We start from the raw sequence: 18,879 nt of genomic DNA on the forward strand, positions 1-18,879 counted from the left end.
TCGCTACACACAGCTATCACGCACTGGGCGGACTTTCTAGGACCAGGGGGCCCTGACCTGGGATTTCATGCCCGCATTGGACTGCCGTAGACGCCTCCGGACGGTCTCTACAACCTGTGCCAGGTGGGACCGTCAGCTCGGAGCGGGCGGCTACGGCCGATCCAACAGTGCCGCTGCCTCAAGGTCCGCATCAGTCAAGATCCGGACCATTCCCGGGCCGGCGGTCCCGGAAAGATCCCCACGGTTGCCATATTCGCAGGTCAGCGAGTTGCTTGCGTTGGCAGGCGCCCTTCAAGGCGCGCCATCGTCCCGCCGGCGGGCGCTCCACTGGTGGCAGTCACCAGCCGGGGGCAGCGCCGAGCCCCTTCGCCCCGAGGGGCCCGCGCCCGTGAACGCCGGTCCGGCCGGTTCGAGGGCGACCGGATACAGTGCGCGGGACGGCAGCCTGGTTTGTGAGGGGAAGCGTGACCGACACCAGCGACACCCGACCCGCCGACAGTGCGGCGCAAGCTCCGCGGCAGAGCCGACTGCACCGCCTGATGCGCTCCATCCCCCTGATCGCCCCCGTGCTGCTGTGGGCCGTGCCCTGCTGGGTGCTCCTGTACGCCGGCCAGCACTGGCCGCTGCCCGTCACGCCGGTCGGCACCGCCCTGTTCGCCCTCGGCCTCGTCGGTATGCCGCTCGCGATGGTGCGCGGCCACGGCCGGCGTCAGCAGGACCGGGCGGCGATCATCGGTGACACCCTGCTGGGGACCAGTTGGGTTCTGTTCACCTGGTCCGTTCTGCTCGGCGTCTTCCTGCGGCTCGCCCTGACCGTGGCCGGCGTCGGCGGGAGTCAGGACCGGGCCCGCATCGTCACCTGGGCCGTCCTCGGCGTGACCGCCGTCCTGCTCGCCTGGGGGTACGCCGAGGCCCGCCGCGTGCCGCGCGTGCGCCGACTCGACGTGCGACTCCCGCGGCTGGGTGCCGGATTGGACGGCATCCGTGTCGTCCTCATCACCGACACCCACTACGGCCCGCTCGATCGCGCCCGCTGGTCGGCACGGGTGTGCGAGACGGTGAACACCCTGGAAGCCGACCTGGTCTGCCACACCGGCGACATCGCGGACGGCACGGCCGAACGCCGCCGCGCCCAGGCCGCCCCGCTCGGAACCGTGCGGGCCACCCGGGCCCGGGTGTACGTCACCGGCAACCACGAGTACTACAGCGAGGCCCAGGGCTGGGTCGACCTGATGGACGAGCTGGGCTGGGAGCCGCTGCGCAACCGCCATCTGCTGCTCGAACGCGGGGGCGACACCCTCGTGGTCGCCGGCGTGGACGACGTCACCGCCGAGTCCTCCGGCCTGGCGGGCCACCGCGCCCACCTCGCCGGAGCCCTGGACGGCGCCGACCCCGACCTGCCCGTCCTGCTCCTGGCACACCAGCCCAAGTTCGTCGACCGGGCGGCAGCCGCCGGCATCGACCTCCAGCTCTCCGGCCACACCCACGGCGGCCAGATCTGGCCCTTCCACCACCTGGTCCGCCTCGACCAGCCCGCCCTCGCCGGCCTCAGCCGGCACGGCTCCCGCACCCTCCTCTACACCAGCCGCGGCACCGGTTTCTGGGGCCCGCCGTTCCGTGTCTTCGCCCCCAGCGAGATCACCCTGCTCGTGCTCCGCTCCCCGCAGCTGCCCACCTCGCCGTAGCACTCGACGGGCCGAAAAGGGTGCCTGACCTGGGCCTCTGCCCGGGTCAGGCACCCTTCGCGCCGCTCGGGTCCGCCGTCCGTTCGGTCACTCCACGCCGAGCCGGGCCACGTCCGGCCTTGCCGCGCCGAAGAAGGCGGTGGCCTCGTGCGCGGTGCCGGGGTCGGCCGGTTCGCCGGTGCTGCGGACCTGGTGCAGCAGCGCGCCGCCCCAGGCCATGTCCAGGTAGCGGGCCGTACGCCGGAGCATGCCCACCAGGGGCTCGGCGTCGTGGACCTGGCCGCGGGCGAAGGTGCTGACGGCCCACAGGGTCTTGCCGCCCATGCGGGTGCGGAAGCCCAGCTCGGGGCTGCTCATCCAGCGGGCCCAGTAGTCCAGGTAGAGCTTGGCCTGCGCGGTGACGCTGTACCAGTACAGGGGGGACACGACCACGATGTCCGTGTGTTCCAGGGTCGCGTCCAGCAGCAGTTTCTCGTGCCCCGCCGCCCCTGGGCAGCCGTCCTCGGCCGGGGCGGAGGAGGCGGGGCCGAGGCCTTCCGCTCCGGGGAGCGGCAGCCCGCTCAGCGACAGCCAGCTCCGCTCGGCCCGCGGGGGGAGCCCCTCGGCCGCGCGGCGGGCCAGCCGCTCGGACGCACCGCCCGGCCGGGGGCTGCCCAGCATGAAGGCGAAGCTCCGCGCGCGGTCCTGGCCGAGCGCCCGGCCCGCCGCCCTGCCCGGCGCGGCCTCAGCCATGGGCCGGTACGGCCGCACCGGTGCCGAAGCCGGAGTCGGCGCCGGAGCCGGAGTCGGCGCCGGAGCCGGAGTCGGAGTCGGCACCGGAGTCGGCACCGGGGCGTGCCACGAGGTCCAGGTGGCGCTCGGCGTCCTGGCGCAGCTCGTCGGTGTACCGGACCGCGCCGCCCGGTCCCGCGTAGCGGCGTGCCCGCACCCCGCTGGTGCGGCGCAGCACGGTGATGCTGTTCTGCATCAGCTTCTGCGACTCCAGGAGGTTCACCACCTCCAGCTCGCCGGGGTGGGCCTGCTGGAACTTCGCGATGTAGCGCAGCAGGGCCTCGCCCTCCGGGTAGGTCATCAGGTAGTGCATGACCACGAGCCCGCCGTCCGGGTTGATCAGTTCCCAGAAGTGGTCGAAGAAGTACAGGCACTCCCAGGCGTCGACCCAGGCGAGGTCGATGGGCGGGAAGTCGTCGGGGAGGCGCTCGGCGGCGTCCTTGAGGTCGGCGTTCACCACCGTCACCCACCCGTCGAGGTGCAGCTCGCGCAGGACCTCCTGGACGCGGCCGGCGGAGGAGTCGGCGATGGACAGGTTGTCCACGGCCACCAGGCGCGGCCGGTAGGGCTCCAGGTGGTGCGAGGGGGACACCAGCGGAGGGTCGGCCAGCAGCCACGAGTCGTCCAGCTCCGCCCCCCGGGCGAGGTGCTCCCGGGTCTTGGCGGCGAGCGCGACGGACTCCTGCCGCACGGCGTCCTCCGTGTCCGCCAGGGCGGCGGCGAGGTAGGGCGTGGTGTACCCCATGCCCACCTCCAGGACGCGTTCGGGCCGCAGCAGCTGGATCAGGTTCGCGAGCAGCGGGCCCACGACCTCGGTGCCCATGCCGGGGACGCTCAGCCCGGCCACCGCCTTGTGGAACTCCTCGGTGTGCAGCCTCTGGGTCATATCCCGTCCTTCTTCTGCGTCAGGCATACCAGTGAATATCCTCGGAAAACCGCCGGGAAATACCGGAATACTCAAATCGATATCTTCCCATTTCTGGACAGATTGGCCCAATGCAAGCCCGCATTAACATGCACGCATGTCACACGATCACGCAGGGCACGCATCCGAATCCAACCGGTGCGATCGGATGAACTGCGGAGCGGAACTGTGCGAGGCCGGGCTGCGCCGGTACCGGGAGACGACATCGGCGGGGGCGGTCGCCGAAGGGGCGGCCGAACACTGCGTCATCGCCCTCGGACTGCTGGAGCCGGCGGTGAACGCCCCCGGGTACCTGGCTCCCGTGCCGCCCTGCGTCGCCGCCCACCGGGTGATGTCCCCCCTCGAGGAGCAAGTGGCGGCCGATCGCCGCCGGCTCCTGCATCTCGGGGAGTCCTTCCATGCCGCGGGAGAGGTGTTCGCCGCGGCACGCAAAGGCGACCTGCCCAGCGCCACGATCCTGCGTGGCGGTGAGCTCATCGCGCGGACGGTCGACGCCTCGGTGGCCGCCTGCCGGTCCGCATTGCTCACCGCGCAGCCCGGAGGTCGCCGGCCCCCGGAAATACTGGAGGCGGTGGCGGAACGCAATCTCGCGCTCCTGGCGAAAGGAATACGCCAGCGCACCCTCTACCAGCACTCGGTGTGGTCGCACCCGCCGACCGTCGAATACATCAAGAAGGTCGCGGCGGCCGGCGGGGAAATACGGACGGTGGACGAGATGTTCGACCGGCTCATCATCTGCGACCGGGAGGTGGCGTACATCCCCACCAACCCGGACTACTCCGACGAGGCGCTGGAGGTCCGTGATCCGGCGATCGTCTGGTTCCTGACCAACGTGTTCGAGTACGCCTGGGCGCGGGGCACGCCGGTCGACCCGAACGTGAGGAGCCGCCCGCGCGTCGTCGTCTCCGAGATCGAGCAGAGCATCATCCGCTTCCTCGTCGCCGGTCAGACCGACGAGAAGATCGCCCGTGGGCTGGGCGTCAGCCGGCGCACGGTGGCCGAGTACATCAGCCGTATCTCGCGTCAGCTCGGCAGCGTCAGCAGGGCGCAGCTCGGCTATCTCATCGCCACCCATGGGCTGCTCCCCGACCAGATGCTCGCCGTCCCCGTCGCCCCCGAGTTACCCGGGGAGGCGCCAGGTGACGGCCGTCCGTAGGTTCCGTCCCGGGGAAGACCCTCGCGGAGGAGTCGTAGCCGGTCTCCGGGACCTTCTCGTGCGGCAGCGCGTCGAGAAGCCTGGCGCTGACCTGGTCGGCGATCGTGTCGGGGTGGCCCTCGGTCACGGACTCCGGGGTGCGCGGGCGACAGGACATGTCAGGTGCTCCTGAGGGAGGGGAGTCCGACGGAACGGGGGAGGGGGACGCGGGCGCCCGCGGGGGACACCGCTGCTATCTCGTCGCGTACGGCGGCGCACACCTCTTGCGCGTGGTCGAACAGGTAGAAGTGGCCGCCCGGCCAGGAGCGGGCGGTGGTCCGCGCCGTGGTGCGCTCGCCCCAGGGAGCGGCGGTCCGCGGACCGGCCACGGGGTCGTCCTCTCCGGTGAGGACGGTGAGCGGGGCCTGGAGCGGCGGGCCGGCGTGCACCTCGTAGGTGTCCACGATCGACAGGTCGTGGCGGAGCACCTCCACCATGAGCTCCAGCAGGTCGGGCATCTCGAAGACCTGCTCCGGGGTGCCCCCCAGACCCCGCATGAAGGCGATCAGCCGGTCTCTCGGCCACAGGTGACGCTGCGCCCGGTCCGGGCGGTGTCCGGGCGCGGGCGCCCCGGAGAGCCCCACCCACCGCGGCGTCAGCCCCTGCGCGGACAGCTCACGGGCCGTCTCGAAGGCGACCAGCGCGCCCATGCTGTGCCCGAAGACCGCGTAGGGGCCGGGCAGCAGGGAGCGGAGCTCGGGCACCAGGTACGCGGCGGCCTCGGCCGAGGTGCGGCAGGCCCGTTCCCCGGTGGCCATCAGCCGCCCCGGCAGGTCGACGGACCACAGGTTCCAGTCGGCGGGGAGCCACCGGGCGAAGGGCGCGAAGGACGCCGCCGACCCCCCGGCATGGTGCAGGAGCACCAGGGTGAACGCCTCGCTCCCCGTCCCGTCCCCGGCGGGCACCGGTGCCAGCAGGCGCCGGAGGTCCTTCACCCCCGCCCCGAAGGTCGTGTTCATCGGCCCCGGTACTCCACGGCCGTGACGGCCCAGGTGAACCCCATGCCGCTGCTGGCGAGCAGCAGGAGGTCGCCCTCGGCGAGCCGCTTGTCGTCCAGGAGGTCCCGCAGGGCGATCAGCAGGTCGGAACCGCCCATGTGGCCGAGCCGGTCGTAGTTGAAGACGCTCTTCTCCGCCGGGATGCCCAGTCTCCCCAGCAGCCGTTCGTGCATGCCCCGGTCGCCCTGGTTGATCAGGAAGTACGCGATGTCGGAGACATCCCTGCCCAGCGTGTCCAGCACGTCCCGGACCCGGGCGGGGAAGTTCTCCAGGTAGGCGTCGGCGAGACCGGGGCGACGGCCGCGCCGGCGCATCAGGATCCGGTCGTCCTCGATGTCCCCGGAGTAGTAGTCCGCCCAGGACGGGTCCGTGCGCATCGACGAGGCCAGCACCTCGAAGGCGGGGTCACGGCGGCCGAGCAGAACCGCCGCGGGGGCGTCGCCGAAGTTGAACAGGGCCTTGGAGTCGGGGTCCTCGTGGTCGACGAGCGTGCTGAGCCGGTCCCCCACGATCACCAGCACGAACGGGCCGCCGCCCAGGGCGAGTTCGTTCAGACCGGTGCGTACGGCGGTCATGGCGCCGTTGCAGAAGTTGGTCACCTCGAAGCAGTGCGCGCGGGAGATGTCCAGTTCCTGCGCGACCCGGGCCGCCGGCGACCAGAAGGGCAGGTCCCACTCCCCCGAGCCCGCGTAGACGACGTGACTGACGTCGTCGGGCGAGACCTCGTTGCGTTCCAGCACCGCCCGTGCGGCCTCGGCCGCCAGCTCCCACGCCTGCTCGTGGTCCCCCAGGACGGGGAACCGCTCGGTGTGGGTGATGGCGAGGATGTCCTCGACCGCCACCCCGGATGCCGCGTGCAGGTGGTGCACGTCCACACGGGACGCGGGAAAGCGCACCTCGAAGTCGACTATGCCGCCCATGGCCCTCTCCGTCGTCGTGCCGTCCGGCTCCGGTCCGCCCGTCGGCGCACGGCCGCTCACCGCGCTTCCTCGTCCTGTGCGACGAGCAGGCGCAGCCGGTTCAGGTGAGTGAGCCCGGCCAGGACCGACGGGGTCGGCAGTCCGAAGTCGATGAGGCAGGCCACCTCGTCCACCCCGATCTCCCGGAAGCGGGCCATGCTGCCGCGCACCTTCTCCACCGTTCCCAGCAGACCGCCGCCGTCGAAGTAGCGGTCGAAGGAACGGCCGACGATGAACTCCACGTCCTCCGGCCCGAGCTTCGAGGCGTCGATCCGGCGGCCGTCCAGCTGGGAGCCCAGCAGCAGGCCGAGCGAGCTGCGCAGATAGTCGCTCAGCGGACCGCGGACCTCCTCGCGGACGGTGTCCTCGTCCTCCCCGAGGTAGGTGTGCACCATGAGGGCGACATGACCGGTCCACCCGTCCCTGCCCTGCTCCGAGACCGCCTTGCGGTACTCGGTGATCTTCAGGGCGAGGTCGTCCAGGTCCTGGCCGAGGAGGTGGGTCAGCAGCCCGGCACCGAGCCGCCCCGCGCTGCGGAAGGTCTCCACGCTTCCCGAGCTGGTCACCCATACGGGCAGCTCGGACTGGACCGGCGGCGGGAAGACGCCGAGCCGGCGCGTGGTCCCGACGCCGTCGGTCACCGACAGCTTCTCGCCCCGCCACAGCGCCCGTACCTGCTCGACGCGCTCCAGGAGGATCTGCCGGCGGTCGTCGTAGTTCTCCGGGCAGAGCGCGAAGTCGGTGGCGTGCCAGCCGGAGGCGAAGGACAGTCCGACCCGGCCGTTGGACAGGTTGTCCACGACCGACCACTCCTCGGCGATCCGCAGCGGATGGTGCAGCGGTGCCACCACGCTGCCGGCCCGTATCCCGACGCGCTCGGTGACCGCCGCCACCGCCGCCGCGGTCACCGACGGGTTCGGGTAGAGGCCCCCGAAGGGGTGGAAGTGCCGTTCCGGAGTCCACACGGCCGAGAAGCCGTTGCGGTCCGCGAAGCGGGCGCCCTCCAGCAAGAGCTCGTAGCGATCCTTCTCCTTCTCGGTGCTGTCGTTGGCGAAGTAGAAGAGGCTGACATCCATGGTGCTTCCTCAGGCTGCCGGGACCGGGTCGTCCGGCGGACGGATCCGCGCGGCGACGCGGTGGACGGACTGGGCGGCGGGCGGACCGGTCTGCGGGCGGACTGGGCGACGAACGGCCGGGCCGTGGACGGACCAGGCGACGAACGGACCGGGCCGCGGACGGACCGGGCGACGAACGGACCGGGCCGCGGACGGACTCAGGCGACCGGCTCCTCGGCGGTGGGTGACGAGGTCCGGCGGGTCCCGGCGGCCCAGGACGCCACCGCCGGGGCGACCAGGCCGGCGCCCAGCAGCAGGACCGAGAAGACGATCCAGCCGCCCGCGCCCAGACGAGCGAGCAGCGCGGTGGCCAGCGCCGGCGTCACCACCGTGCCGAGCTGGGTGGACATGCCGAACATCCCCTGGTACTGGCCCTGGGCGTGGTCCGGGGCCAGCCCGAAGGCCAGCGACCAGGAGCCGGCGCTGTAGAACATCTCGCCGACCACGTGGACGGCAGCGCCCGCCAGCAGGATCAGCACGGCGAGCCAGACGGGACGGTCCGCCGCCAGGGCGAAGAGCAGACAGCACACCGCGAGCAGGACTCCCGACCTGCGCAGCGTCCGGGCCCCGCCCGGCACGTCGTCACTGCCCTTGCTCGCCCGCACCTGGAACAGCACGACCACGACGGTGTTGAGGACGATGATCGCCGAGTACAGCCACTCGGGCGCCGTCGTCCGGTCCGCCAGCCAGACGGGCAGTGCCACGGTGAGGATGGCGACGTTCATCACGAGGACCGAGTTGAGCAGTGCCACCACGGCGTAGGGGGCGTCGCGCAGCACCACCCACTCCGACCCGGACCGCTCCCTGGGCACCGGCGCCACCTGGGGGACCGCCAGGTAGGCCAGTCCGGCCACCACGAACATCGCACCGCCCGCGACCAGCAGGCCGACGTAGCCGCCGCGGTTGTCGACGTACAGGGCGACCGCCCCGGCCACGGCCCCCAGCGACACACCGAGGTTGCTGACCGCCCGCATGTAGGACCAGGCGCGCACCCGCTCCTCCTGCGGGATCAGCCCGGCGATCAGCGCGCCGCGGGCCGCGTCCGTGGAGGACTCCGCCATCAGCGCCAGGCTGGTGACGGCCACCAGGCCGGCGAAGCTGTCGACGAAGCCGTAGCCGGCGACGAACACGCCGAGCAGCAGCAGGAAGCCCACCGTGGTGTTGCGCGGCCCGGTCACATCGGCCAGCCGGCCCGCCGGGATGCTGGCGGCCATGCCCAGCGCGGCACCGATCGTCATGGCCAGACCGACCCGTTCGGCGGGGATGCCCACGGTCCGGATGAAGAACAGCACGCTGACCGACATGAGGATGCCGTGGCCCGCCGTCTTGGCCAGGTTGCTCACACACAGGGTGCGCACCACGCCCTTGGGCGGAACGATGTTGTCGAGGAATGACACGGAATCTCCTAGCCGGCCGTGGGCGCCGGGCGAAGTGACCTGAGGTCGGACGTGATGCGGGGCCGGTCGATCTTGCCGTTGGCGTTGAGCGGCATCGCCTCCAGGAGCCGGAACCGGCGCGGCACCATGTGGACGGGCAACTGCTTGCGCAGGGCCCGGGCGAGGACGCCCGGCTCGGCCGGTTCGCCGGTGTAGCAGCCCACGAGCTCGGTGTCGTTCCCGTCGCGCAGCGCGACCACGACGGCCTGGCGCACGGCGGGGTGCCGTCGCAGGACGGCCTCGATCTCGCCGAGTTCGACGCGGTAGCCGCGCACCTTCACCTGGTTGTCCAGCCGGCCCAGGTGCACGAGGTGTCCGTCCTCCCACCGCACCCGGTCACCGGTGCGGTAGTAGTGCTCCGCCGTCACCCCGCCCTCACCGTCGTACACGGTGACGCCGTCCTCGCCGTACAGCAGGAAGCGCCCCTTGTCGTCGCCGGGGTCGAGGTAGCCGTCGAAGCGCTGGGAGCCGCGTACCACCAGCTCGCCCTCCTCGGCGGGGCGGCCCCGCTCGTCGAGCACCAGGTGCTCCAGGAAGCCGTGGACGGGTCCGATCGGCACCGTGTCGTTGGAGGTCTTCGGCCACTGTCCGGTGTCGGCCGGCAGGGTGTACTCGGTGCAGGCGACGGTGAGTTCGGTGGGGCCGTAGACGTTCACGAGCGTCGCCTGCGGCGCCACCGCGCGCCAGGAGTCCGCCTGGTCGTACGAGAGCTGTTCGCCGATGAAGACGCTCATCCGCAGCCCGGTCGCCCGTCCGGTCGGCAGATTGCCCAGCTCCGCGGCGACCGAGACGACGGACGGCACCGAGAACCAGTGCGTGATCCCGTTGTCCGACACGTAGTCGACCGGCGACAGCAGTTCGGCCCGGCCGGGCACGACGAGGGTCGCACCACCGCCCCAGGTGACGAACAGGTCGAACACCGACGGGTCGAAGGTGAGGTCGAAGGTGTGCGACATCCGGCAGCCCGGTCCCACGCCGAACCGCGCGATGTTGTGCGCGAGGTACGGGGAGACGTGGCGGTGCCGGATGGGCACTCCCTTGGGCCGTCCGGTCGACCCCGAGGTGAACAGCACGTACGCCACGTCGTCCGGGGACGAGGCCGGTGCGGGCAGCGGGTGCGCGGGCGCGGCGCCGGCGCGCCCGGCGGCCGCCACCTCGTCCGCGGCCAGCCGCAGCGCGGTCGGTACGACACCGCCGAGCTCCTTGTCGAGCTGGGCCGCGTCGGCGGCGTCCGCGATCAGCACCTCGCTCCGGGCCAGTTCGCAGATCATGCGGTTGCGCGAGGCCGGGAAGGCGGGGTTCACGGGGGTGACCGTGGCGCCCAGGCGCAGGGCCGCCAGGTAGCCGACCAGGGACACCACACTGCGGGTCGCCATCACGGAGACACGGGCGGGTACCGCGCCGTGCTCCTCGACGAGCCGGCCGGCGACCGCCTCGGCCGCGGTGCGCAGCTCTCCGTAGGTGAGCCGTTCGCCGCCCGCCTCCAGCGCCGGCAGGCCGGGGTGGCGGGCGGCGGACCGCTCGAACCACTCGTACATCGTCAGCACGTCAGTCACGGCCCGTCCCCCCGGCGGCCTCGTCGGTGCCCAGGCCGGGCGCGTCGAGGCGCATGGTGGTGGGCGGCTCCTGCCGTACGGGCTCGATGGACAGCAGCTCGACGCCCTCGTGGTCCGCGGCACCGGCCTCGCCGGGCAGGACGTCGGAGCGTTCGCCCTCGTACGGGGCGAACCCGGCGAAGCGGTAGGCGACCTCCATCATCCGGTTGCGTTCGGTGCGCCGGAAGTCCGCGAGGAGCCGCACCCCGGAGCGGGCCGCCTCGTCGATGAGCCAGCGCAGCAGCACGGCGCCGGCGCCGAAGGAGACCACCCGGCAGGACGTGGCGAGCAGCTTGAGCAGCCAGGCGCCGGGATGCCTCTGGAGCAGCACGATGCCCACGGCCCCGTGGTCGCCGAACCGGTCGCGCAGCTGGACCACGAGCACCTCGTGCGCCGGGTCGGCCAGCAGCGCACGCAGCCGCTCGTCGCCGTAGTGGACGCCCGTGGCGTTCATCTGGCTGGTGCGCAGGGTCAGTTCCTCGACCCGGGCCAGGTCGGGCTCGGTGGCCCGGCGGATGGTCATCTCCAGGCCGAGGGTGCGCAGGAACTCCTCGTCCGGCCCGGCGAACTCCTCGCGGGCCGCCTCCCGGCTGAAGCCGGCCTGGTACATCTCGCGGCGGCGCCGTGAGTCGGGGGTCACCACGGGGCTGAACTCCGGCAGTGAGGCCAGCTGCGCGGCCTGCTCCGCCGGGTAGCACCGCACCGCGGGCAGGTGGTGGGCGACCTCGGCCCGCTCGGCGGGCTGGTCGTCGACGAAGGCGATGGTCCCGTGCGCGAAGCCGAGCCGTTCGGCGATCCGCCGCACGGACTCCGACTTGGGGCCCCAGCCGATGTGCGGAAGGACGAAGTACTCGGCGATCCCGAGCTTCTCCAGCCGTCCCCAGGCGTGGTCGTGGTCGTTCTTGCTGGCCACCGCCTGGAGGATGCCGCGCTCGTCCAGGACGCGCACGACGTCGCGTATCGGCTCGGGCAGCGTGACCTCGCCGTCCTCCAGGAGGGTCCCGTTCCACAGGGTGTTGTCCAGGTCCCACACCAGGCACTTGACGGCCGGGGGCGTTCCCGTCGGGGCGGCCGGGGACGTTCCCGTCGGGGCGGTCGGGGACGTTCCCGTCGGGGCGGAGGCGTCCGTCGCGTCCGTCGCGTCCATCCTGCCCTTCTCCGTTCTGCTTCCTGCTCCTGCTCCTGCTCCTGCTTCCGCCGGTGACACGGTTCAGACCTCCCACAGGGTCACGGCCCAGGCGGCGACCGGGCTGTTGTTCAGGACCAGCACGAGATCGCCCCGGCGCAGCTCGCCCCGCGCCAGCAGCCGGTCGAGGTTGAGCACGACGTCCATGGCGCCCAGGTGTCCGTAGGCGGCGAGGTGCTCGTTGCAGACCGGGTGGACGGGGAGGCCGAGGAGGGACGCGTAGAACTGGTAGGCGCTCGCCGTCACGTTCTGCATGAGGGTCGCGGCGACGTCGTCCTTGGCCACGCCCGCATCGTCGAGGACCTCGTCCACCATCCGGCCCAGCCGCATCCGGCTGTGCAGGGCCAGGTCGAAGCGGTAGCGGTCCGCGGACCGGCACTCCTCGCGCCACTCGTAGTACGGGACGTCCTTGTAGTCGACCCGGAACAGGTCGTGGAAGGAGCCGTCGGTCTCCATGCGGTGGGCGCGCAGCACGGGGCGGCCGCCCCGCACCAGGGTCATGGCACAGGCGCCGTCGCCGATCACGGTGACCGGGTACCGGACCCGGTCCAGGCCGGTGGGCCGGCTGCCGTGGGCGATCAGCACGCTCTGCCGGGAGGGGTCGGCCAGCAGCAGGTCGCGGCCGAGTGCCCAGGCCGCGCTGGAGCCGGTGCAGCCCAGGCCATCCACGGTGAACGCGAACGCGCCGTCGAGTTTCGCGTCGGCCTGGATCCGGCACACGTCGGAGCCGAGCAGCACGTCCGGCGCGCGCGGGCCGACCAGCATCAGCGTGTCCGGCCGCGGCGGGGCACCGGAGTCGTCCTCGTCCAGCCGGGCCAGCAGGCCCCGGACGGCCTCGAGCGCCAGGTCCCCGGCGCTGCGGTCGTCGAGGACGCCGACCGTGGCGATGCCACTGCCCTGGACGAACTCGGCCTCCTCCTCGCCGAGTCCGGAGTACTCGGGGAGGGAGGCCACGCTCGTGGGCTCCGTCGGGAGCACGCAGTGGATGGTGCCGATGCCGATGGTCATGACCACACCGCCAGGGCGTGCTTGCCCAGCAGCAGCTGGCTGATCTCGTTGCTGCCCTCGATGATCTCCATGAGTTTGGCGTCGCGGTAGGCGCGGGCCACCGGGCCGCCGTCGCGGGCCCCGGCCGAGGCCATCACCTGAACCGCCGTGGCGGCTCCGCGCGTGGCCTGTCCGGCCGCCAGGTGCTTGGCCGTCACGGCGGCGGTCACCAACCGGGGGTCCCCCTCGTCCCAGCAGCGGCTGGCGTACTCGCAGCAGCGGGTGGCGGCCTCCTGGGCGACGTGGAGTTCCGCGAGGTGCCGGGCGACCAGTTGGTGCTCGGCCAGCGGGGCGCCGAACTGTTCGCGGGTGGCGGCGTGCCCGCAGGCCGCCCGCAGGCAGGCGCGCAGCATGCCGACGCAGCCCCAGGCCACCGAGATCCGGCCGTAGGTCAGCGCCGACGTCACCAGCCAGTCGGTGGGCAGGCCGGCGCCGCCGAGCAGGCTGTCGGCGGGCAGCCGTACGCCGTCGAGCCGGATGCCGGCGTGGCCGGCGGCCCGGCAGCCCATCGGATCGGCCACCCGCTCCACGGTGACTCCCGGGGCGTCGGCCGGTACGACGACGACGGCCGCGCCCGCACCGTAGCGGCCGAAGACCACCAGGAGGTCGGCGTAGGCGCCGACGGTGACCCAGACCTTGCGGCCGTCCACGACGACGGTGTCACCGTCGCGCCGGATGGTGGTGGCCATGGCCGCGAGGTCGCTGCCGGCGCCGGGTTCGCTGAAGGCCACGCCGGCCAGCCGACCGGACGTCAGGGCGCTGAGGCAGGCGGTCTTCTGCTCCTCGTCGCCGAAGCGCTGCACGGTCCAGGCGGCCATGCCCTGGGAGGTCATCACGCTGCGCACGGAGGAGCAGAGGGAGCCGACGTGCGCGGTCAGCTCGCCGTTCTCGACGCCGGTCAGCCCCGGGCCGCCGTACGCCGCCGGGACCTGGGCGGCCAGCAGGCCCTTGCCGCCCAGCTCGCGCAGCAGGTCGCGGGGGAGTTCCCCCGCCCGGTCCCAGGCGTCGGCCCGGTCGGCGACCAGATCGGTGGCCAGCCGTTCCAGCTCCGACCGCGCCGTGTCGTGGGCCGTCGCCGGGACCGGCTCCCGGAGCTGAGGCTCACTCACCCGTACCGCCTCGCAGACGCAGCACGAGCTCGGTCATCCGCTCCACCGTGCGGAAGTTGTCCATGTTCAGGTGCGGGCCGGTCACCTGCACGCCGAAGGTGCTCTCCACGTGGACCAGCAGCTCCATGGCGAAGAGCGAGGTGACCAGCCCGGAGGCGAAGAGGTCCACGTCGGGGGCGACGTCCGTCCTGGTACGCCGCCGCAGGAACGCGGTCAGGTTCTCGCCGATCGACTCGGCCGTCAGGGACTGCTCGGTGGGCGTGGTCATGACGTGCTACCTCCGTGCTCGAAGAATCCGCGGCCGGTCTTGCGGCCGAAGTCGCCCGCGGCGACCTTGTCCAGCAGCAGGGCGCAGGGCTCGTAACCGGCGTCGCCGGTGCGCTCGCGCAGCACGCGCAGCGAGTCGACCACGTTGTCGAGGCCGATGAGGTCGGCGGTGGCGAGCGGGCCGGTGGTGTGCCCCAGGCAGCCCTCGAAGGCGGCGTCGACGGACGCCGGGTCGGCGATGCCGTCGGCCACGATGCGGGCGGCTTCGTTGATCATGCGCTGGAGGATCCGGTTGACCACGAAGCCCGGGCCGTCCCCGACCTCGATGCCGTCCTGTCCCAGCGCCTTGAGCAGGGCGCGGGCGGCGGCGAGGGCGTGCTCCCCGGAGCGCGGCCCGCGGATCAGCTCCGCCGTGTGGATCATGTACGGCGGGTTCATGAAGTGGATGCCGACCAGGTCCTCCGGCCGCCGCACCGCGTCCGCCTGCTCGTCGATGGGGACCGCGGAGGTGTTGGAGACCAGCAGGGTTCCCGGGGCGACCAGGGCGGACGCCTCGGCCAGCACCTCGGCCTTCAGCGGGGCGAGTTCGGTGACCGCCTCGATCACGGCGGTGGCCCGGACGATGTCCGCCAGGCGGGTGGTGGTGACCAGCTCGCCGGTGGCGCCCTCCCGGGGCACCTTGCCCATCATCCGGGCCAGCCGCAGCTGGGCCGCGACGCCCGCGCGGGCCTTGTCGAGGGCGGCCCGGTCGACGTCGACGAGCACGACCGGCAGGCCGTGGCCGACGGCCAGGGTGCTGATGCCGGTGCCCATGACGCCGGCGCCGATCACCGCGAGGCGGTGGGCCGGGCCGTCCGCGTGGCCGTCCGGGCTGGGTGCGGAGCCGGGGGCGGAGCTGGGGGCGGCGTCGGGCGCAGCCTCGGGTGCGGCGCCGGGCGCAGCCTCGGGTGCGGAGCCGGGTGCGGCGTCGGGCGCGGAGCCGGCTGCGGCGCCCTCAGGGGCGTCGGTGTCGCTGGTGCGGGTCTCGCTCACTTCTCCTCCTCCTTCGCCGCTGTCCGCGCGCCCTCCGCCGCCAGCTCGGGCAGCAGGGAGCCGACGTCCTCGCTGCGGTGGGACAGGAACGCCAGTCCCCGGCGCAGCTGGCTGCCGCTGACGGCCGGGGACAGCCCGGTGCGGCGCAGCCAGGACTGCCAGCCCTTCGCCTGCACGCCGGCCTCGTCGAGTTCGTGGCCCTCCATCTCGTACAGGGCCGTGGCCGAGAGCACCTTGCTGCCGGTGGCCTGGGCCCGCTCGGCGATCAGCCGCTGCCACTCGGTCAGCGGCACGGTGCGGGTGGGCAGTCCGGCCTCCTCCAGGGCGGCGAAGAGGTCCTCCAGGCTGGGGGAGACCTCGTCCACCAGGTGGTAGGCGCGGCCCACGGACTTGGCGGACAGGGCGAGTTCGGCGACCGCGCGGGAGAGCACGTCCACCGGCGAGACCGGCATGCCGCGGTCGTCGACCGGGCGTGCCCCCACCGCCAGGCCGCTGGCGAGCAGGAACCAGATCAGGTCCTTGTCGTTGCAGGCCCCGGAAGCGGTCGAGGCCATGATCAGGCCGGGCCGGAAGACCCGGACCCGCATGCCGTCCTGGTCGGCGCGGTCCAGGATGCGCTCGCCGACCCACTTGCTCACGCCGTAGCCGCCCAGCTGCGGGTCCAGCGGCTGGTCACGGGTCTCCATCAGCTGCCCGTCGGCGCCGGTGGGCGCCGTGGCGGCGACCGTGGAGATGAAGCTGATGTCGCGGATGCCCAGCGGCCGCATCCAGTTGAGCAGCCCGACCAGCGGCAGGACGTTGTCCTCGCGCAGCATCCGGTACGGCTCGGTGAAGACGACCTTGGCCGCGCAGTGCAGCACGTGCCGGACGCGCGTGGCCAGTTCGCCGCCCCGGTACTCGCGGCACACGGTCGCGATGTCCCTCAGGTCACCGGGGACCGCGCGCACTCTCTCCGGGTCCGGCTCCGGCAGCCCGAACTTGGCCGCGGCGGCCTTCAGCCGGGCCATGCCCTCGGCCTCGTCGGCGGCCCGTACGACGCAGTAGACGCGGCCCCCGGACGCCTCGGACGCGGTGAGCAGCGCGTCGAGGAGGAAGGCGCCGAGGTAGCCGGTGGCGCCGGTGAGCAGCACGTCCCGGCCGGGGGCCGACTGCTTGGCCAGCGGCTCCAGCGGGATCTGGAGGTCCGTGTCGACCAGGGCCCCGTCTCCGTCGGCGGCGGGGTCGACCTCCGCGTCGCCGAGTCCGGCGCCGTTCCGCAGTCCGGTGACGATCTGTGCGAGCCGGCGGACGGTGGTCTGGCTGCCGCCCGCCCGGTGGATGTTGATCAGCACGCCGTGCCGCTGCTGGATCTCCAGGACCATCTGGACGGAGAGCAGGGAGGTGCCCCCCAGGGATCCGAACTCGTCGTCGAGGCCGACGGTGTCCAGGCCGAAGAGCTCCTGCCACAGCTCGGTGAGCTGTGCCTCCAGCGTGCCGGGCGCGACGGTCGCGGCAGTCGTGCCGGGCGCGGCGGTCGCGGCGGGCGCCGGACCGCGGGTGCCGCCGGCGGGAGCCGTCCCGGCGGCCGGGGCCGCGGCGGCGTCCTCCGGCTGCCGGGCGGGCTGGTCGAAACCGGCCAGCCGGTCCAGGGCCCAGTGCCGCTTGCGGGTGAACGGGTACGTCGGCAGTGTCACCCGGCGGCCCGTCCCGCCCGCCAGTGCTTCCCAGTCCACCTCGACGCCGTGCAGCCAGGCCGCCGTCGCGGCCTCCTCCAGGAGGTCGGCCACGGCGTTCTCGTCGGCGTCCGCGCAGGACCGCGCGCTGATCACATGGCGGTCCCGGGCGGGCTCGCCGTGCCCGGCGAGCAGCGCGAAGCGGCCCTCGGGCACCGTCTCCGGGAGTCCGGCCACCACCTCGGTGCCCGCCGGCAGCACGGCCTTCAGCCCCGCCGTCAGCGCGGCGGGCGGCTGCGGTGCCCCGGCCGGCGGCAGCACCACCAGCGCGGACCGCGCACCGTCGATGCGCCCGGTCCGTACGGCGGGCGGGCGCGGCAGCCGCAGCGCGGCCGCCAGGCGGTGCGCCGGAGCGGTGATCACCCGTCGCTCGTCGAAGGAGGCCCGGCCGACGCGCAGCGTGTGGGCGACGTCCTCGGCGGGCAGCTCGCCGTCGTCGAGGGCGTCGGCCAGTCTGCGGGACTGCTGGTCCAGCTCGGCACGGGTACGGGCGGACAGCACGAGGCGCACCGTGGATCGCGGCGGTGCGGCGGGCCGCACGGGAGCGGGCGGCGGGGCCAGCACCACGGCGGCGTTGGTGCCGCCGACGCCCATGGAGTTCACCAGGACGTGGCGCTCGGGGGCCGCGCAGCGCTCGGGCGCGGTGGTGACGAAGAACGGGCTCTCCTCCAGGATGCCCGGGTCGCGCGGCCGCTCGAAGGTCGGGTGCGGTGGGACCTTGCCCGTCCGCGCCACGTGCACCGCCTTGATGAAGCCCGCGATGCCGGCGGCCGGGCCGGTGTGTCCGATGTTGGACATGACCGAACCGAGCCCGCAGTAGCCGCTCTTGGCCGTGGTGGCACGGAACGCCTTGGTGAGGGCGATGAGTTCGATGTTGTCGCCCACCGGGGTGGCGGTGCCGTGGGCCTCGACGTACCGCACCAGGTCGGCGGAGACGTCGGCGGTGCGCAGCGCGGAAGCGATCACGTCGGCGACGCCGTGGGGGCTGGGGGCGACGAAGCCGAGCCGGTCCCCTCCGTCGTTGCCGACCGCGCTGCCGCGGACCACCGCCAGCACCTCGTCACCGTCGGCGAGGGCGTCCGCCAGGCGGCGCAGGGCGACGACGCCGATGCCGGAGCTGTAGGTGGTGCCGGTGGAACTCGCGTCGAAGGAGCGGCAGTAGCCGTCCTCGGAGAGGACCCCGCCGGGCTGGTGGCGGTAGCCGCGGAAGGGCTCCAGCACCGTGGCGCCGCCGGCCAGCGCGATGTCGCACTCGCCCGACAGCAGGCTCAGGGTGGCGTAGTGCACCCCGTACAGGGAGGAGGAACAGCCGGTCTGGATGCTCAGGGCCGGGCCTCGCAGACCCAGCTTGTAGGCGACGCGGGAGGTCATGAAGTCGGCCTGGCCGCCGACGGTGAGTTCCAGGTCGTCCACCGCGGCGCGCAGCCCCTCCCGCCGGGCCTTGGCCGCGAGCAGGGCCGCCGAGTAGTTCCCCGCGGCGCTGCCGGCGAAGACGCCGGTCACGGGACCGTCCTTGCGGGCCGGATGGCCCGCGGCCTCCAGGGCCTCCCAGCACGCCTCCAGGAAGAGCCGCTGCTGGGGGTCGATCGTCGCCGCCTCACGCGGCGGGTAGCCGAAGAACTCGGAGGCGAAGTCCTCGACGCCCGGCAGGGAGGTGGCCACGCGTACGAAGGCGGGGTCGGCGAGCATCTCGCCGGTGATCCCGGCGGCCTTCAGCTGGTCCTCCGACATCTCCCGCATGGAGACGACACCGCGGTCGACGTTCCGCCAGAACTCCTGAGGGGTGGTGGCGTCCGGGTAGCGCAGGCCGACACCGACGACCGCTATGTCCGTGCTGTTCGTCATGG

15 protein-coding genes are annotated in these 18,879 nt (G+C 73.1%); 2 read left to right on the forward strand and 13 right to left on the reverse strand.

Features of this window, described 5'->3' with window-relative positions:
* Positions 1-464 precede the first annotated feature (464 nt).
* Positions 465-1,685, forward strand: a complete 1,221-nt coding sequence (locus ACFYWQ_RS15720; protein WP_389516695.1) for a metallophosphoesterase — start codon at positions 465-467, stop codon at positions 1,683-1,685.
* A gap of 87 nt (positions 1,686-1,772) precedes the next feature.
* On the opposite strand, the gene ACFYWQ_RS15725 is transcribed toward ACFYWQ_RS15720, so the two are convergent.
* Complete coding sequence (locus ACFYWQ_RS15725) at positions 1,773-2,417, reverse strand: flavodoxin family protein (RefSeq protein WP_389516697.1); 645 nt, start codon at positions 2,415-2,417, stop codon at positions 1,773-1,775.
* A complete protein-coding gene (locus ACFYWQ_RS15730) occupies positions 2,410-3,342 on the reverse strand; it encodes a class I SAM-dependent methyltransferase (protein ID WP_389516699.1) in 933 nt (310 codons plus the stop codon). Before ACFYWQ_RS15730 ends, ACFYWQ_RS15725 begins: the two co-directional genes overlap by 8 nt.
* 187 nt (positions 3,343-3,529) lie before the next feature.
* Here ACFYWQ_RS15730 and ACFYWQ_RS15735 point away from each other — a divergent pair, with 187 nt between their 5' ends.
* Entirely contained in the window at positions 3,530-4,537 is a 1,008-nt protein-coding gene (locus tag ACFYWQ_RS15735) for a LuxR C-terminal-related transcriptional regulator (RefSeq protein WP_389516701.1), read from the forward strand.
* Between the two features lie 158 nt (positions 4,538-4,695).
* On the opposite strand, the gene ACFYWQ_RS15740 is transcribed toward ACFYWQ_RS15735, so the two are convergent.
* The 11 genes from ACFYWQ_RS15740 to ACFYWQ_RS15790 form a co-directional block, all read right to left on the reverse strand.
* Positions 4,696-5,535 (reverse strand): thioesterase II family protein, encoded by an 840-nt coding sequence (locus tag ACFYWQ_RS15740; RefSeq protein WP_389516703.1) that lies wholly within the window; start codon positions 5,533-5,535, stop codon positions 4,696-4,698.
* Positions 5,532-6,554, reverse strand: a complete 1,023-nt coding sequence (locus ACFYWQ_RS15745) for a 3-oxoacyl-ACP synthase III family protein (RefSeq protein WP_389516705.1) — start codon at positions 6,552-6,554, stop codon at positions 5,532-5,534. Before ACFYWQ_RS15745 ends, ACFYWQ_RS15740 begins: the two co-directional genes overlap by 4 nt.
* Positions 6,551-7,609: a MupA/Atu3671 family FMN-dependent luciferase-like monooxygenase gene (locus ACFYWQ_RS15750; protein ID WP_389516706.1), complete on the reverse strand. Its 1,059-nt coding sequence runs from the start codon at positions 7,607-7,609 to the stop codon at positions 6,551-6,553. The genes ACFYWQ_RS15745 and ACFYWQ_RS15750 overlap by 4 nt, the downstream gene beginning before the upstream one ends.
* 197 nt (positions 7,610-7,806) lie before the next feature.
* Complete coding sequence (locus tag ACFYWQ_RS15755) at positions 7,807-9,045, reverse strand: MFS transporter (RefSeq protein WP_389516708.1); 1,239 nt, start codon at positions 9,043-9,045, stop codon at positions 7,807-7,809.
* A gap of 8 nt (positions 9,046-9,053) precedes the next feature.
* Complete coding sequence (locus tag ACFYWQ_RS15760) at positions 9,054-10,640, reverse strand: amino acid adenylation domain-containing protein (RefSeq protein ID WP_389516710.1); 1,587 nt, start codon at positions 10,638-10,640, stop codon at positions 9,054-9,056.
* On the reverse strand, positions 10,633-11,826 hold the full coding sequence (locus ACFYWQ_RS15765; protein ID WP_389516711.1) for an HAD-IIIC family phosphatase: 1,194 nt from the start codon (positions 11,824-11,826) through the stop codon (positions 10,633-10,635). The genes ACFYWQ_RS15760 and ACFYWQ_RS15765 overlap by 8 nt, the downstream gene beginning before the upstream one ends.
* Positions 11,827-11,889: 63 nt before the next feature.
* On the reverse strand, positions 11,890-12,873 hold the full coding sequence (locus ACFYWQ_RS15770) for a 3-oxoacyl-[acyl-carrier-protein] synthase III C-terminal domain-containing protein (RefSeq protein ID WP_389516713.1): 984 nt from the start codon (positions 12,871-12,873) through the stop codon (positions 11,890-11,892).
* A complete protein-coding gene (locus tag ACFYWQ_RS15775) occupies positions 12,870-14,021 on the reverse strand; it encodes an acyl-CoA dehydrogenase family protein (protein WP_389516716.1) in 1,152 nt (383 codons plus the stop codon). The genes ACFYWQ_RS15770 and ACFYWQ_RS15775 overlap by 4 nt, the downstream gene beginning before the upstream one ends.
* Positions 14,014-14,289: an acyl carrier protein gene (locus ACFYWQ_RS15780; protein ID WP_389516718.1), complete on the reverse strand. Its 276-nt coding sequence runs from the start codon at positions 14,287-14,289 to the stop codon at positions 14,014-14,016. The genes ACFYWQ_RS15775 and ACFYWQ_RS15780 overlap by 8 nt, the downstream gene beginning before the upstream one ends.
* Positions 14,286-15,119: a 3-hydroxyacyl-CoA dehydrogenase family protein gene (locus tag ACFYWQ_RS15785; RefSeq protein WP_389517426.1), complete on the reverse strand. Its 834-nt coding sequence runs from the start codon at positions 15,117-15,119 to the stop codon at positions 14,286-14,288. Before ACFYWQ_RS15785 ends, ACFYWQ_RS15780 begins: the two co-directional genes overlap by 4 nt.
* Before the next feature lie 197 nt (positions 15,120-15,316).
* Complete coding sequence (locus ACFYWQ_RS15790; RefSeq protein ID WP_389516720.1) at positions 15,317-18,877, reverse strand: beta-ketoacyl synthase N-terminal-like domain-containing protein; 3,561 nt, start codon at positions 18,875-18,877, stop codon at positions 15,317-15,319.
* Positions 18,878-18,879: the final 2 nt, after the last annotated feature.

It is taken from the genome of Streptomyces sp. NPDC003247 (assembly GCF_042888135.1).
In the GTDB taxonomy this organism is placed as follows: domain Bacteria; phylum Actinomycetota; class Actinomycetes; order Streptomycetales; family Streptomycetaceae; genus Streptomyces.

What these genes read in the sequence shown, in the direction of transcription:
- ACFYWQ_RS15725 (WP_389516697.1), bottom strand. Translation starts at nt 2,417, where the DNA reads ATGGCTGAGGCCGCGCCGGGCAGGGCGGCGGGCCGGGCGCTCGGCCAG.
- ACFYWQ_RS15730 (WP_389516699.1), bottom strand. Translation starts at nt 3,342, where the DNA reads ATGACCCAGAGGCTGCACACCGAGGAGTTCCACAAGGCGGTGGCCGGG.
- ACFYWQ_RS15735 (WP_389516701.1), top strand. Translation starts at nt 3,530, where the DNA reads ATGAACTGCGGAGCGGAACTGTGCGAGGCCGGGCTGCGCCGGTACCGG.
- ACFYWQ_RS15740 (WP_389516703.1), bottom strand. Translation starts at nt 5,535, where the DNA reads ATGAACACGACCTTCGGGGCGGGGGTGAAGGACCTCCGGCGCCTGCTG.
- ACFYWQ_RS15750 (WP_389516706.1), bottom strand. Translation starts at nt 7,609, where the DNA reads ATGGATGTCAGCCTCTTCTACTTCGCCAACGACAGCACCGAGAAGGAG.
- ACFYWQ_RS15765 (WP_389516711.1), bottom strand. Translation starts at nt 11,826, where the DNA reads ATGGACGCGACGGACGCGACGGACGCCTCCGCCCCGACGGGAACGTCC.
- ACFYWQ_RS15770 (WP_389516713.1), bottom strand. Translation starts at nt 12,873, where the DNA reads ATGACCATCGGCATCGGCACCATCCACTGCGTGCTCCCGACGGAGCCC.
- ACFYWQ_RS15780 (WP_389516718.1), bottom strand. Translation starts at nt 14,289, where the DNA reads ATGACCACGCCCACCGAGCAGTCCCTGACGGCCGAGTCGATCGGCGAG.
- ACFYWQ_RS15790 (WP_389516720.1), bottom strand. Translation starts at nt 18,877, where the DNA reads ATGACGAACAGCACGGACATAGCGGTCGTCGGTGTCGGCCTGCGCTAC.